Here is a 14,188-nt window from a genome sequence, read left to right as displayed (position 1 = left end):
CTCGGATTTGTCGAAGACGATGACGCCCTTTCCCCCGGCGTGTCACGCCCAACCTTGCGTCAAACCCTTCCCGCCGTCGCGTCGCGTTGCTAGAGAAACGACGGGAACAACGAGAGATCTGTCATGACCCCAGACGAAATAGCGAAACTGCCCTATCGCCCCTGTGTCGGCGTCATGTTGATGAACGAACGGGGGTTTATCTTCACCGGACAGCGCAACGACATGGAAGAGGAAGCCTGGCAGATGCCGCAAGGCGGACTTGATGACGGCGAAACCCCGCTCGAGGGCGCGCTGCGCGAGTTGTGGGAAGAGACCGGAGTAACCCCTGATCTCGTCGAGCCGGTGGACCAGACCGAAGACTGGCTGACTTATGATCTGCCTTTGTCCTTGGTGCCGAACATCTGGAAGGGACGCTTCCGGGGGCAGAAGCAAAAGTGGTTTCTACTACGTTTCACAGGCCGGGACGATCAGGTGAAGATCGACACCGAGCATCCCGAGTTCACACATTGGAAATGGCAGGAACCAGATCGCCTGATCGACCAGATCGTTCCGTTCAAGCGTGAAGTTTATGCTCAGGTCCTGCAGGCTTTTTCAGATCATCTCGATTTCAAGCGCTGACACGGGCAGGAAAGGCTCTGACTGGCTCAAAATGGATCTCATTCCGCCGCTAGTTCTGGCTTGGTTGACAGGCCTTCACATGCCAGCCGTACTTTTGCATTTGGACCTTTCGGGTCTAGCTCGTAGAGCGCGGGGCGCGCCGAAAGATAGGCGCGCCAGTTTCCTTCTTGCAGGCTTTTTGCCGAGACCGAATACTCCTTGTGCATCAGCTGCCCAAAGTCAGAGATGGTCATACCGCGACCATTCTTACCATTCGTAGTGATGATGGTCCTGACCTTTCCATCGAGCGGTGAAAGCACCGCGCGTTCGGAGGACGTCGAACTAGACGCTGTTAGTTGACCATTGAGAGCTTCGCCGCGCTGACCGACTTCATGAAAACTAGAGCAGGCGGCTCGCAGGTTGGCCGGCGCTTTTGCCGTGCCGACGCCGCAGACAAGACATCCCAACTCTCGCAACCGGCGCGCGAGATGTGAGAAATCGCCATCCGAAGAGGCCAGCACCAGACAATCGAACCCCTCTCGTAGGGCGAGTTCCATCGCCTCGACAGCCATCAAGAGGTCAGATGCGTTCTTGCCGGTACCTGCGTGTTGCAGCCGGAAATCTGACTGATCATGCCATGCGCACGTTCGCTGGGCGTCGAGATACACCCGGGCAAGGTCCAATGTGCCTTTTGTTCGGGCATATTCCAGTACGTCATCAGCCAGAGACGGGCTCAAGTTATCGCCGTCGACCAGTACCGCTACACGTAACATCATGAACTTGCCCGCCAATCGATCAAAGTCTCGATTGGATAGAAGCGCAATTCGGCAGAATTTTGGCGATCCGGCCTGTGGAAGCTTCGATAGATAGTCCTTCAGATTACCCTGTGTCCCGAGCCATCCAAGATCATCTGCCCGTCTTCCTTGAACACAGGGCCTTCGGGCCAGCGGTCCAGAAGGTCCAGTACGAACTCGGAAGGCCGGCAGAGGCGTACTCCCTTTGGCGTGCATACGATCGGACGATTGACCAACACGGGATGTTCCAGCATCGCATCCAGCAGGACGTCTCCGCCGACGGACGGATCGAGCAGGCCCAGTTGTTCCGCCGGGCTTTTCGTTGTTCGTAAAGCCGCACGTGGCGTAAGGTTTGCCGCCGCGAAGAGGCCGAGCAATTGTGGGCGGGTCCAGCCGGTATCGAGATAAGGGATTGTTTCGGGCGAATATCCGGCCGCCCTGATCAGGGACAGGACATTTCTGGATGTTCCGCAATCGGGATTATGGTGGATTACTATCATGGGCCTGCATTCTGTTCAGAGCAAATGAAACTCTTTCCTGCGCATGCGATATCCGGGACGGACGCATGTGTTTGCATCATGCCAAGGGATTATGACGAAAATGAAAACTCTCGTATTCTTGGGGTCCGTCCGGGAAAGTACCCCTCCGCGGCCAATGCGTCTGGGAGCGCGCGTGGCCAAGGCCTGCGCCCTGCAGCTATCCGAGATGGGTATCGAGGTTGAGATCGTAGATCCGCTGGAGATCGATCAAACTCCGCCTTTCAAGCCCCATTTCGCCTATTCTGCGTCACGCGTTCCGGCGGATCTGCGGGGGGTGGCGGCGAAGATAGGTGCGGCGGATGCCTACGTAGCGGTGAGTCCCGAATACAATCACTCCATGAGCCCAGCATTGGCGAACCTGCTCAATCACTTTGGCAGTTCGTTGTTTTCGTACAAGCCCAGCGCCATCGTGACCTACTCTGCCGGGCAGTGGGGCGGTGCACGGGCGGCGGTTAACATGCGTACTTTTCTGAGTGAGTTGGGCTGCTTACCGGTGTCCGCGATGGTCCACGTTCCGCATGCGCAAGATGTGCTGGTCGACAATGGAACATTCGCTGCCGACGTCGACGAAGAAAGATGGAAGGGCTACTTCGGTGGAACCTTTCGGCAACTCGCATGGTGGGCCGAAGCCGCCAAGGCCCAGCATCAAGTCACGTCTCCGACCGAGGCGTTCACCCGAGATCCGTCACAACGAAACGCGCCCTGAACCCTTGATCCTCGCTAGGTAGCCGACAGAAAAAGCTTCAAACCAGCCCGTCTTCCTTTAGCAGTTCCAGCACGTTGGTTTCCGGGCGCGGGCCGATATGTCCGATCACCTCACGCGCGCAGACATTGCCGATTTTAGCGCAGGTCTCGAGGTCGCGCCCCGTCGCCATACCGTAGAGAAACCCGGCGGCAAACTGGTCGCCCGCGCCGGTAGCGTCCACGGGAACGACCTTTTCGACAGGTACATCGATCCGCGTGTCGCCCGATACGACGCTAACCCCGTCACCGGAGCGCGTGCAGATCACCAGAGGGCAGATTGCGGCGGTTTTCCCAAGCGCCTCTTCCAGGTCGTCGGTCTCGAACAGTGACCGGATTTCCGCCTCATTCCCGATGACGAAATCCAGTTCGTTCTCGATCAGTGACAGGAAATCGGCGCGATGCCGTTCCACGCAGAACGGGTCGGAAATGGCGATACCCGTCTTGCCGCCGCCTTCGCGACAATCGCGGGCGGCCTCCATAAAGGCTGTCTTGCCCTTGTCCTTGTCGAACAAATAGCCCTCGAGGAACATGATCTGCGCGTTTCCGGCAACCTCTTTCGAAACGTCTTCCGAACTCAATTCCGAGGAAATCCCCAGATAAGTATTCATCGATCGCTCACCGTCCGGCGAAACGAAAATCATTGAGTTCGAGGTAGGCAACTCTCCGTCGGGGATGGGCGGATTGACGAAATCAACGCCTTCTTCATTCATTGCATCGGCATAAAAGCGTCCCAGCGCATCGTCATGCACCCGGCCGATGAATGCGGCTTCCAAACCCAAAGCCCCCGCGCCGGCGATGGTGTTTGCCACGGATCCGCCGGGGGTCTGCACCCGATCCTTCATCGCGGCAAACAGCAGTTCACCACGCTCACGCTCTACAAGCTGCATGATGCCCTTCTCGATCCCCATGATCTGCAGAAAGGAGTCGTCGCATTGGCTGATAACGTCGACGACGGCATTTCCGATGCCCACGATCTGGTAGGTCTTCATTGGGTCTTGTCCTCGTATTGGCAGAGATCGCGAATGATGCAGGTTGGGCACATCGGCTTCCGGGCCTTGCAATGGTAACGACCATGCAGGATGAGCCAGTGATGTGCGTGAAGCTGGTAGTCGGCCGGAATGTTGTCTTCGATGGCTCGTTCGACAGCATCGACATCCTTACCGGGGGCGATGCCAGTGCGATTGCCCACGCGAAAAATGTGGGTATCGACCGCCTGTGCAGGGTACCGCCACCACATGTTCAGAACGACATTGGCCGTCTTGCGCCCAACGCCTGGCAAGGATTGCAAGGCCGCGCGTGAGTTCGGGACTTCGCCGCCATACTCATCGACGAGAATGCGGCTCAGCTTCATTACGTTTTTGGCCTTGTTTCGATAGAGCCCGATCGTCTTGATGTGCTCGATCAGACGCTCCTCGCCTAGGTCGAGCATCTTTTGCGGCGTGTCGGCAACTTGAAACAGCGCGCGTGTGGCCTTGTTCACACCCGCATCGGTCGCCTGAGCGCTGAGGGCCACAGCGACGACCAGTGTATAGGCGTTTACGTGCTCCAACTCGCCCTTTGGTTCGGGCTCGGCCGCTTGGAAGCGATCGAAAATCTCGCGGATCTTGTGATAGTCGAGTTGCTTTGCCATCTCGAAACGTATGCCGACCTGCCCGTGTGCAAGCAAGTCCAAAGGCGGCTGCAGCAAGCAAACAGCAAGTTCCGGGTCGCGGCAGAGGGTCGCTGCATTTAGACTGGTTGCGCAAAGAGAGGTGACCTCATGAACGTTTCTTCACGCCCTGAACGATTGGACAACAGCTATCATTTCCATGTGATGCGCCGTGCCATCGACCTGATCGACAGTGCCGAGACACCATTGTCACTCGAGGATTTGGCGCGTGAAATGAACATGAGCCCGACACATTTTCAGCGTGTTTTCTCTCGCTGGGTCGGTGTCTCGCCGAAAAAGTATCAGCAGTACCTCACGCTGGGGCACGCCAAGGCGTTGCTGCGCGAACGGTTCACAACCCTGGATGCAGCACACAGTGTCGGGCTTTCGGGCGGTGGTCGCCTGCACGATCTGTTCCTCCGCTGGGAGGCAATGAGCCCGGGTGATTATGCAAGGCAGGGCAGGGGCCTTACTATCTATTGGGGTTGGTTCGAAAGCCCGTTTGGTCCCGCTCTCGTGATGGGTACTGACAAAGGAATCTGCGGCATCGGTTTCGCATCCGAGACCGGAGAAGAGGCCGCGATGGAGGATCTGCTATCGCGTTGGCCTCAGGCTCGGTTCATCGAAGATCCGATGCGCCTGCGCGATTGGGTCTTGCGGGCCTTTGGTGCGGCTTCGGATCGCCTCGATCCGGTTCCGCTTTACCTCATTGGTTCGCCCCTGCAAATCAAGGTGTGGGAGGCTTTGCTGCGTATTCCATCAGGGCACGTTTCAACCTATTCCGAAATTGCCCAAGCGATTGGTCAGCCACGCGCGGTTCGCGCTGTTGGAACTGCGGTTGGGCGAAATCCCATCAGCTGGTTGATCCCGTGCCATCGTGCGCTGCGCAAATCTGGCGGGCTTGGCGGGTATCATTGGGGGCTGCCTGTCAAGCGGGCGCTATTGGCCTACGAAGCTGCAAGGTCCGAAGGCTGAGGGCTGCTGGTCCTCTGTCCGCGAGTTCCATGATTCAATTGAAGCCATTGACTTTGTTCGTTCGAAGTATCATCTGCCCAGCATTGCCGTCATCCCCCGCCGCGTGAGCGGGGTCGCCTGTCTCAAAATGCTTGGCGCAGATGTAGGCAAACTCAACTGGGTCCACTTCACGCAGGGGTCCGCCGGGGAAGTCTGAACCACGAGACATGACCCGCACCTGATGCGCGCCCTTTGTGGCCAATGACCCGGGACAGGCATAACGCCTTCCCTGAAAGGAAAGAATTTGACGAATTTTGCACAGCTCGGCTTGGCCGAGCGCTTGGTGTCCCGGCTTGCCGAAGCGGGCATCACTGATCCGACTCCGATCCAGAAACAGGCCATCCCGGTCGCTCTGGACGGGCGTGATCTCATGGGGCTCGCACAGACTGGAACCGGCAAGACGGCGGCCTTTGGTCTGCCCTTGGCGCAGTCCATGCTCGCTCATAATGGTAAGCCTGCACCACGCACCGTCCGTGGCCTCGTTTTGGCACCGACGCGCGAATTGGCGAAACAGATCTTGGAAAACCTTTTGTCCTACCTAGGCAAGAGCCATCTGAAGCTCGGTCTTGTCGTCGGTGGCCAGTCGATGAACGCGCAGATCAACCGGCTTGAGCGTGGAACCGATATTCTGATCGCAACGCCTGGCCGACTGATGGACCTGCTAGAGCGAAAAGCCGTCATGCTTGACGAGACGCGTTTCCTCGTGCTCGACGAGGCGGACCAGATGCTCGATCTCGGGTTCATTCACAGTCTGAGAAAGATCGCGGCTTTGCTGCCTGAGCAGCGCCAGACCATGCTGTTTTCGGCAACTATGCCAAAACAGATGAACGAAATTGCGGCAGCTTTCCTGAACGATCCCGTTCGGGTCGAAGTTTCGCCACCGGGGAAGGCCGCCGACAAGATCGAGCAAAGCGTTCACTTCATCGCGCAGTCCGAAAAAACAGCGCTGTTGAAGGAACTTCTGGGCGCGCATCGTGATGAGTTGGCACTTGTTTTTGCGAGAACGAAACACGGGGCCGAACGTCTCAAGAGAAATCTCGAGGCGACCGGATTCGCCGCCGGTTCGATACACGGAAACAAAAGCCAGGGGCAGCGCGATCGCGCTCTTCGGGCATTTCGAGAGGGCGAATTACGAGTTTTGGTCGCCACGGACGTGGCCGCGCGAGGCATCGATATTCCAGACGTTCGACATGTCTACAATTTCGACCTGCCCAACGTGCCGGACAATTACGTCCACCGCATTGGGCGTACTGCACGTGCAGGTGCAGAAGGTCGCGCAGTCGCGTTTTGTGCGCCTGATGAAGCAAGTGAGTTCCGCGCCATCCAGAAGGTGATGAAGTTGGACATCCCGGTGGCAAGCGGTCGCCCTTGGGAAGGAGTGACTTCCGAACCACGCGGACGACGTAAGGGTGGGGCGCCGGGCGCGCAAAAACCGCAGCAAAAGCGCGGTCGTCCCCGCAACCGGCGGCGAAAAGCAGCCTGAGGTCTTTACCGCAGCGCACAGGTCAAGCAGGGTGGCGGGCGAAGTTAAGATGAGGTCGCCACTCGTGACAACCCATTCGCATACCGCTCCGGAAGATGCCGAAAGGCGTCGGGCCGTCCCGCCGGTCATCTGTTATCCGACGCACACGCTTCCTCAGCCGAACCTATCTTTGTACATGGAGGCACGGCGGGGCGCCCGGAAAATTGGGGAAACGCTGGTAAAACCTCGGGATGCTGCCTGTTTCGAGGTTGATGCCGGACAGTTTTTCAGGATCACCTCAATAGAGGGTCCGCAGGTTGGCGATCTCAATCTCTGGAACAGGTCCGACCTTGATGAACGTTTCTACTCTGGTAAGACCCGGGCCTTGCATGGGACGCATCTAACCACTGGCGACCGAATGTGGAGCACTTTTCCCGCCATGCGCCCAATGGCGACGATCATCGGTGATACCCTGGGGTGGTACGGGATCGATGCCTATGGCGGATCGGTTCACGATGTGATCGGGACGCGATGCGACCCTTACACGGGCAATCTGTTGTCGGGCACCCAGTACCATCATTGCTGCCACTCCAATCTCACGCGAGCGCTGGCCGATCATGCAGCGCTAGACCTCGCCAAGGCCGAACAAAATGTGCACGACGTACTGAACGTTTTCATGTGCACAGGTTTCACGCGCGATACAGGTCAGTACTTCATGAAGGCCAGTCCTGTGAGGCCCGGCGATTATCTCGAGTTTTTTGCCGAGATCGACCTGCTCGGGGCTTTGAGTGCCTGTCCAGGAGGCGATTGCTCGTCCGAACACTCCTCGGACGTAGCCGCCTGCTTCCCTTTGCTCGTTGAAGTGTTTGCGCCTGAAGACGGGGCACTAGGCGAGTGGCGGCTGCCATCGCCCAATGGGTACGATGGCAGCCACGGTAGATGACTTGAATAACTACAAGTTCAAGGTGGTCGCGATCAGTCGTGTATCAGGCGAATGCCGCTTCCAAGGCAATTTCAACCATATCGCCAAAACTGCGCTCGCGTTCGTCGGATGGTAGTGCTGCACCCGTCAAAAGGTGATCGGACACGGTAAGTACAGCAAGCGCGCGGCAACCATGCCGCGCAGCGAGAGTGTAGAGTTCGGCTGCCTCCATCTCGACGCCCAAGATGCCATGCCGGACCATCTGTTCATTCAGGTCCGGGCGCTCATCATAGAAAACGTCAGATGAATAAATGCCGCCGACGTGAACAGCCGCATCGCGGGTTTCGGCGGCCGTTACGGCCGCACGCAGCAAGCTCCAATCGGCGCAGGGTGCATAGTTCAGTTCCCTGAAGATGCCACGAGATGGATTGCCGAGCGTTGTTGATGTCATCGCGATAATAATGTCGCGAATATTCACCCGGTCCTGCATCCCGCCGCAAGAGCCGATACGCACGAGCGTCTTGGCGCCGAAATCCCGGATCAATTCATTGACGTAAATCGAAAGCGAGGGCATGCCCATTCCGCTACCTTGGATCGTGACGCGATGTCCTTTCCAAGTGCCCGTGAATCCGAGCATTCCGCGCGTTTCATTGACCAATTTAGTATCAGTCAGAAACGTTTCTGCGGCCCACTTGGCCCGATAGGGATCTCCCGGGAGTAGAACGGTTTCTGCAATTTCGCCTTTTTTTGCGCCTATATGAATTGTCATTCTGGAATATCAAATCTCGAGGTCGGAAATGTCGACACCGCGGGCAAGCGCCTCGTGAATCCATTGCGGCTTGCGCCCACGTCCCGTCCAGGTTTGCTCGGGGTTCTCAGGATTACGATATTTTGCGCGTGCCTTTGTCCCCTTAGTGGATGAGCGTGTGTCCGCCGAAAGCTCGGAGAGCGAAAAGCCGAATTCCGCCGCTGCCTTCTCAGCAGCCGCAAGCGCTTCCTGTCGTTCCCGCTTTTCCGCGTCGCGAATTGCCACATCGAGCTTGTCGCGCAAATCTACGAGTTCCTTGCGCGACATCTTTTCCAGTTCAATCTGCATTTTCTTTCTCCTCTTCGGCCCGCCTGTCGTGAAGCCTAAGGCTGGACGCTAATGCAATTTATGGCGCATTACAGCGTCACCTTTTCGGAGAAAACGCCATTTTATTCGGCGGCTACGGTCACAGTGTCTGCCAGGACGATGATATCGGTCATTATGACGTTAAGCGAGAAGTCTTTTGGCGTGTAGACCTTGGCGACGCCGATCTCTCTCAGTCGCTGTGCATCTTCGTCAGGAATGATCCCGCCGACAATAACCGGAATATGTGACATTCCTGCATCGTGGAGACGCTGCATTACATCTTCGACCAGTGGCAAGTGGCTGCCTGAAAGGATTGAAAGGCCGATCACATGCGCTTTTTCATCGATTGCGGCGTTCACGATCTCTTCGGGTGTCAGTCGAATTCCATCGTAGGTGATGTCCATTCCGCAATCACGCGCGCGAAAAGCGATTTGTTCTGCACCGTTCGAGTGACCATCAAGGCCGGGCTTGCCGACGAGAAACTTCAGGCGCCGACCCAACCGGTCACTAACCGCATCAACCTGCATTCGCAGGTCGTCCAGACCTTCGGTCTTGTTGGAGACCGAACCAGATACGCCGGTGGGGCCGCGATAGGTGCCATAAGCCTTCCGCATCTCCTCTGCCCATTCGCCGGTGGTGACGCCGGCCTTGGCTGCCGCAATCGAAGGCGCCATTACGTTCGCCCCGGTTCTAGCCGCTTCGCGTAGATCCTTCAGGGCGGATTCGACTGCGGCTTCGTTCCGACTTTCGCGCCATTCTGTCAGTCGATTGATCTGTTCCTGTTCGACGGCGGGGTCGACAACCATGATCCCACCATCTTCGGATTGCAGTGGGGAGGGCTCTCCTTCGGTCCATTTGTTCACGCCAACGACGATGGTTTCGTTGCGCTCGATCCGGTTAAGGCGGTCAGCATTCGATTCCACCAGTCGTGACTTCATGTACTCGATCGAGGCCACGGCCCCACCCATCGAGTCGAGGTTGGCCAGCTCCGCCCGGGCACCTTCTTTCAGGGCCTCGACCTTGGCGTCTACCACGGCGTTTCCGTCGAAGAGGTCATCAAATTCGAGCAGGTCAGTCTCATATGCCAGGATCTGCTGCATGCGCATCGACCATTGCTGGTCCCAAGGTCGTGGAAGGCCCAAGGCTTCGTTCCAGGCTGGCAATTGGACAGCGCGGGCGCGGGCTTTTTTCGAAAGCGTAACCGCCAACATTTCGATCAGGATTCGGTAGACGTTGTTTTCCGGCTGCTGCTCGGTGAGGCCAAGCGAATTTACCTGCACACCGTACCGAAAGCGTCGGAACTTGGGATCGGTCACACCGTAGCGTTTTTCGCAAATCTCATCCCACAGGTCGACGAAGGCACGCATCTTGCACATCTCGGTCACGAAGCGGATGCCAGCGTTTACGAAAAAGGATATGCGGCCAACCAATGCCGGGAAGTCCTCGGCAGGGACACGCGGTCGCAACTCGTCAAGAACGGCCTGCGCGGTTGCGAGCGCATAGGCAAGTTCCTGTTCTGGCGTCGCACCGGCCTCTTGCAAGTGATAGGAGCACACGTTCATGGGATTCCATTTCGGGACGTTCGAATAGCAATACTCGGCCACGTCCGCGATCATCTTGAGCGATGGTTTGGGGGGGCAAATGTAGGTACCGCGGCTCAGGTACTCCTTGATAAGGTCGTTCTGAACGGTGCCTTGAAGCTTGGAGATGTCTGCGCCCTGTTCTTCGGCCACCGCGATGTAGAGCGCCAGCAGCCATGGGGCCGTAGCATTGATCGTCATCGAGGTGTTCATCTGCTCCAGGGGGATCTGGTCGAACAGCACGCGCATGTCACCCAGATGACAGACCGGCACACCAACCTTGCCGACCTCGCCTTTCGCCAGAACGTGGTCACTGTCATAGCCCGTCTGCGTTGGAAGGTCGAATGCGACCGAAAGGCCGGTTTGGCCTTTTGCGAGGTTGCCACGATACAACGTGTTCGACGCCTTGGCAGTCGAGTGCCCCGCATAGGTGCGGATCAGCCAAGGGCGGTCTTTCTGGGGTTGCGTCATCGGACACCTCGTGAATCAGGGTTGGGCAACTTTATTGCGTCACGGGAGACATACTTGAAACTTTGAGGAAGTGTCAATTCGCTGCGTTGCGGCGTCACCTTGCGTTTCTGCCGACGGCATAGGACGCTATTCGCTTTACCCGGCAACCGCTCGGTGCCACTTTCCGGACATGACGCAAACGGTCGAACTGCCATTGTGGCTTTTCATCCTTATCGTGGTTTTCGCGGCGGTGACCTTCGCGTCGCATTTCCTGTTCCCGTCCGTGCGGTGGTTCTTTCGCCGTCGGCTGGAGCGGGCTGTTTCGCGGTTGAACACGCGCCTGCAACGCCCGATTCAGCCGTTCAAGCTGGCACGCCGCCACGATACGATCCAACGCGTCATTTATGATCCGGAAGTCAGTCATGCGGTACAAGACCACGCGCGCGCGACAGGTACACCAGAGGCTGTTGTGTTCGAACAGGCACGGCGCTTTGCAGGCGAGATCGTGCCATCATTTTCCGCATTCACATATTTCAGTTTCGCAACCCGGGCAGCGCGTTTGATCGGTAACGCGCTCTACGATGTGAGGCTGGCCTACGCTGACGAGGCGGGGTTCCGCGCAATCGACCCCGATGCCACTGTCGTTTACGTCATGAACCATCGTAGCAACATGGATTATGTCCTTGTTACCTACCTTTCGGCCGAACAATCCGCGTTGTCTTATGCTGTGGGGGAATGGGCACGGGTCTGGCCGCTCAGCCGGCTGATCCGCGCCTTGGGGGCGTACTTCATCCGGCGACGCTCCGGGAGCGAATTGTACCGTGCGGTGCTGGCCACTTACGTGCGTCAAGCAACGGAGGCCGGGGTGACACAAGCGATCTTTCCGGAAGGCGGCTTGAGTCTCACTGGGGCACTGATGCAGCCGAAACTGGGTTTGTTGAAGTACATAGTCGATGGTTCCGGTGAAAGAGAGGTTGTCTTTGTTCCGGTTGCGTTGAACTATGATCGGGTCCTCGAAGACAGCGTTCTGACCGATGCAGCCTCTAGGCGCGAACGACGTTTTCGGGCCCGAATCGGCGTTATCACTTGGTGGTTCGTCAAACAGGTGTGGCGTAAGTCGGTCGGTCGCTATCAGCGGTTTGGTACTGCCGCAGTGAATTTTGGTCGGCCGGTTTCCTTAAGCGACTTTCGAAATTCACCGGGGGATCCCTCAATCCCCTTGGCGCGAGACCTGATGAAGCGAATCGTTGAGGTCCTGCCGATCGTAACCGCGCCATTGGTTTGTTGGCTACTTCGGGAAGAAGGGGCAATGAGTGAAAGTCAGATCGCCGATCGGATTCGGAAGCTTCTGGTGTCTGCGCGTGACCCCGATCTTCACCTTTCGGCTGACGCAATGATAACTTCGCTGCCTGATACGATGAGCGAGCTGAACAAGCGTGGTGTCGTTGTGCGGGCGGGCGATCTTTATGCCCCAAGCGAGGCGCGGCGGGCGCTTCTTGACTATTATGCGGCTTCCGTTGCGCCTGCGATCGAGCCTTTCCGACATGCTGCGGTTGCAAAGCAAATTTCTGCACCTGCTGGGTCATAAAATTTCAAAACTACGCACTATTGCTATTGCAATGTTGCGCGGCGCCCAATATCCCATTCTCAGACGCGCGGTTCTGCACCGCGGCATTCAGGTTACGCAAAGGAGGCCAGCATGGCTTTGGACACCGACGGCGGCATCGCGTCGTATGACGCGCCCGAGAAAGACCTCTATGAGATGGGAGAGATCCCGCCGATGGGCTATGTGCCCAAAAAGATGTACGCGTGGGCCATCCGCAAGGAGCGGCACGGTGAGCCGAACACTGCCATGCAGAAAGAGGTCGTGGATGTCCCGGAGTTGGACAGCCACGAGGTCCTCGTCCTGGTGATGGCTGCCGGCGTCAACTATAACGGCGTCTGGGCTGCGTTGGGCCAGCCTATCAGCCCGTTTGATGGCCACAAGGCACCCTATCACATTGCCGGATCCGACGCGTCGGGCATCGTCTGGGCGGTTGGCGACAAGGTGAAACGCTGGAAGGTCGGGGACGAGGTCGTAATTCACTGCAACCAGGACGACGGTGATGACGAAGAATGCAACGGCGGCGATCCAATGTACTCGACCAGCCAGCGGATCTGGGGATATGAAACTCCAGATGGATCGTTCGCTCAGTTCACGAACGTGCAAGCGCAGCAGTTGATGCCGCGCCCCAAGCACCTTACTTGGGAAGAAAGTGCTTGCTACACACTGACGCTTGCAACTGCCTATCGTATGCTATTCGGCCACGAACCGCATGATCTGAAGCCCGGTCAAAACGTATTGGTCTGGGGCGCATCGGGCGGATTGGGGTCATATGCAATCCAGTTGATCAACACCGCAGGCGCAAATGCGATCGGGGTGATTTCGGACGAGAGCAAACGCGAATTCGTGATGGAGCTCGGGGCCAAGGGTGTTCTGAACCGAAAGGACTTCAATTGCTGGGGTCAGCTGCCCACAGTGAATACACCGGAATACGCCGAATGGTTCAAGGAAGCGCGCAAGTTCGGCAAGGCGATCTGGGATATCACGGGCAAAGGCGTTAACGTCGACATGGTGTTTGAACACCCCGGCGAAAGCACCTTTCCGGTGTCGACCTTCGTTGTCAAAAAGGGCGGCATGGTTGTGATCTGTGCGGGCACGACCGGGTTCAACTGCACCTTTGACGTGCGCTACATGTGGATGCACCAAAAGCGCCTGCAAGGCTCGCATTTCGCGCATCTCAAGCAGGCATCGGCGGCCAACAAGTTGATGGTCGAGCGGAGGCTGGATCCGTGCATGTCCGAAGTGTTCACTTGGGATGACCTGCCCGAGGCGCATATGAAGATGCTTCGGAATGAACACAAGCCGGGGAACATGGCCGTCTTGGTACAGTCCCCGAAGACCGGTCTGCGTACCCTCGAGGAAGTTCTCGAGTCCTGACCGGACAAAAGTTCGTTTCTCTATCGCTGAAGAAGCCCGCGAATCACACTTGTGTTCGCGGGCTTTTTCTCGGCGCCGAATTGTTTCAATGACTTGCAAGATTCATCCTCACCAGATTTGGGGAGTAGAAACCGGCGAATATCCTAACGTTTTCTGCACATGCTATAGTTGATTTAACCTTTCGTTAACTCTTTGGGGGAGACTGTGATGGCGCAGAATGAGTGGATCTTGGACGTACTGTCGGACCTCAAAGCCTTTGCGTCTGCAAATGGCTTGAGCGCGCTTGCGGCGCAACTGGATGATACCCGGTTGGTCGCGGCCACCGAACTGGCGTCCAACGGGGA

Annotated in this window: 13 protein-coding genes and 1 pseudogene; 7 read left to right on the top strand and 7 right to left on the bottom strand. The window is 57.3% G+C overall.

Features of this window, described 5'->3' with window-relative positions; genetic code table 11:
* The first annotated feature begins 123 nt into the window (after positions 1-123).
* Positions 124-618: an RNA pyrophosphohydrolase gene (locus ACFORG_RS01505; protein ID WP_386733605.1), complete on the top strand. Its 495-nt coding sequence runs from the start codon at positions 124-126 to the stop codon at positions 616-618.
* Positions 619-656: 38 nt separating this feature from the next.
* On the opposite strand, the gene ACFORG_RS01500 is transcribed toward ACFORG_RS01505, so the two are convergent.
* Together ACFORG_RS01500 and ACFORG_RS01495 are read right to left on the bottom strand one after the other, a co-directional pair.
* Positions 657-1,388: an NYN domain-containing protein gene (locus ACFORG_RS01500; RefSeq protein ID WP_386733604.1), complete on the bottom strand. Its 732-nt coding sequence runs from the start codon at positions 1,386-1,388 to the stop codon at positions 657-659.
* 83 nt (positions 1,389-1,471) lie between these two features.
* Positions 1,472-1,891, bottom strand: coding sequence for an arsenate reductase family protein (locus ACFORG_RS01495; RefSeq protein WP_386733603.1), 420 nt, complete (start codon positions 1,889-1,891; stop codon positions 1,472-1,474).
* A gap of 43 nt (positions 1,892-1,934) precedes the next feature.
* On the opposite strand from ACFORG_RS01495, the gene ACFORG_RS01490 reads away from it, so the two are divergent.
* Positions 1,935-2,636 (top strand): NADPH-dependent FMN reductase, encoded by a 702-nt coding sequence (locus ACFORG_RS01490; protein ID WP_386733602.1) that lies wholly within the window; start codon positions 1,935-1,937, stop codon positions 2,634-2,636.
* 37 nt (positions 2,637-2,673) lie between these two features.
* Here the strand turns inward: ACFORG_RS01490 and ACFORG_RS01485 are convergent, their stop codons facing one another.
* Complete coding sequence (locus ACFORG_RS01485) at positions 2,674-3,663, bottom strand: adenosine kinase (protein ID WP_386733601.1); 990 nt, start codon at positions 3,661-3,663, stop codon at positions 2,674-2,676.
* Complete coding sequence (gene nth / locus ACFORG_RS01480; protein ID WP_386733600.1) at positions 3,660-4,304, bottom strand: endonuclease III; 645 nt, start codon at positions 4,302-4,304, stop codon at positions 3,660-3,662. The genes ACFORG_RS01485 and nth overlap by 4 nt, the downstream gene beginning before the upstream one ends.
* Positions 4,305-4,433: 129 nt before the next feature.
* Here nth and ACFORG_RS01475 point away from each other — a divergent pair, with 129 nt between their 5' ends.
* The 3 genes from ACFORG_RS01475 to ACFORG_RS01465 all read left to right on the top strand — a co-directional run bounded on the left by ACFORG_RS01475 (position 4,434) and on the right by ACFORG_RS01465 (position 7,741).
* Positions 4,434-5,297 carry a bifunctional helix-turn-helix domain-containing protein/methylated-DNA--[protein]-cysteine S-methyltransferase gene (locus tag ACFORG_RS01475; RefSeq protein WP_386733599.1) on the top strand — a complete coding sequence of 288 codons (864 nt, stop codon included), beginning with the start codon at positions 4,434-4,436 and terminating at the stop codon, positions 5,295-5,297.
* Positions 5,298-5,580: 283 nt separating this feature from the next.
* On the top strand, positions 5,581-6,819 hold the full coding sequence (locus ACFORG_RS01470; RefSeq protein ID WP_386733598.1) for a DEAD/DEAH box helicase: 1,239 nt from the start codon (positions 5,581-5,583) through the stop codon (positions 6,817-6,819).
* A 49-nt stretch (positions 6,820-6,868) separates the two neighbouring features.
* Entirely contained in the window at positions 6,869-7,741 is an 873-nt protein-coding gene (locus tag ACFORG_RS01465) for an urea carboxylase-associated family protein (RefSeq protein ID WP_386733597.1), read from the top strand.
* A 43-nt stretch (positions 7,742-7,784) separates the two neighbouring features.
* Here ACFORG_RS01465 and deoD read toward each other — a convergent pair whose 3' ends face one another.
* From deoD to ACFORG_RS01450, 3 genes and pseudogenes are all read right to left on the bottom strand, one after another.
* Positions 7,785-8,489: a purine-nucleoside phosphorylase gene (deoD, locus tag ACFORG_RS01460; RefSeq protein WP_386733596.1), complete on the bottom strand. Its 705-nt coding sequence runs from the start codon at positions 8,487-8,489 to the stop codon at positions 7,785-7,787.
* A 9-nt stretch (positions 8,490-8,498) separates the two neighbouring features.
* Positions 8,499-8,816 (bottom strand): H-NS histone family protein, encoded by a 318-nt coding sequence (locus tag ACFORG_RS01455; RefSeq protein ID WP_386733595.1) that lies wholly within the window; start codon positions 8,814-8,816, stop codon positions 8,499-8,501.
* Positions 8,817-8,917: 101 nt separating this feature from the next.
* Positions 8,918-10,888 (bottom strand): annotated as a pseudogene (locus ACFORG_RS01450) (methylmalonyl-CoA mutase family protein); the annotation flags it as partial.
* Between the two features lie 166 nt (positions 10,889-11,054).
* On the opposite strand from ACFORG_RS01450, the gene ACFORG_RS01445 reads away from it, so the two are divergent.
* Together ACFORG_RS01445 and ccrA are read left to right on the top strand one after the other, a co-directional pair.
* Entirely contained in the window at positions 11,055-12,452 is a 1,398-nt protein-coding gene (locus ACFORG_RS01445; RefSeq protein ID WP_386733594.1) for a 1-acyl-sn-glycerol-3-phosphate acyltransferase, read from the top strand.
* Positions 12,453-12,563: 111 nt separating this feature from the next.
* Positions 12,564-13,844 carry a crotonyl-CoA carboxylase/reductase gene (gene ccrA, locus ACFORG_RS01440; RefSeq protein ID WP_386733593.1) on the top strand — a complete coding sequence of 427 codons (1,281 nt, stop codon included), beginning with the start codon at positions 12,564-12,566 and terminating at the stop codon, positions 13,842-13,844.
* Positions 13,845-14,188 lie beyond the last annotated feature (344 nt).

Origin of the sequence: Lutimaribacter marinistellae (assembly GCF_042648365.1) — a bacterium.
Classification (GTDB): domain Bacteria; phylum Pseudomonadota; class Alphaproteobacteria; order Rhodobacterales; family Rhodobacteraceae; genus Lutimaribacter_A; species Lutimaribacter_A marinistellae.
This window is presented reverse-complemented; position numbering and strand designations above follow the sequence as displayed.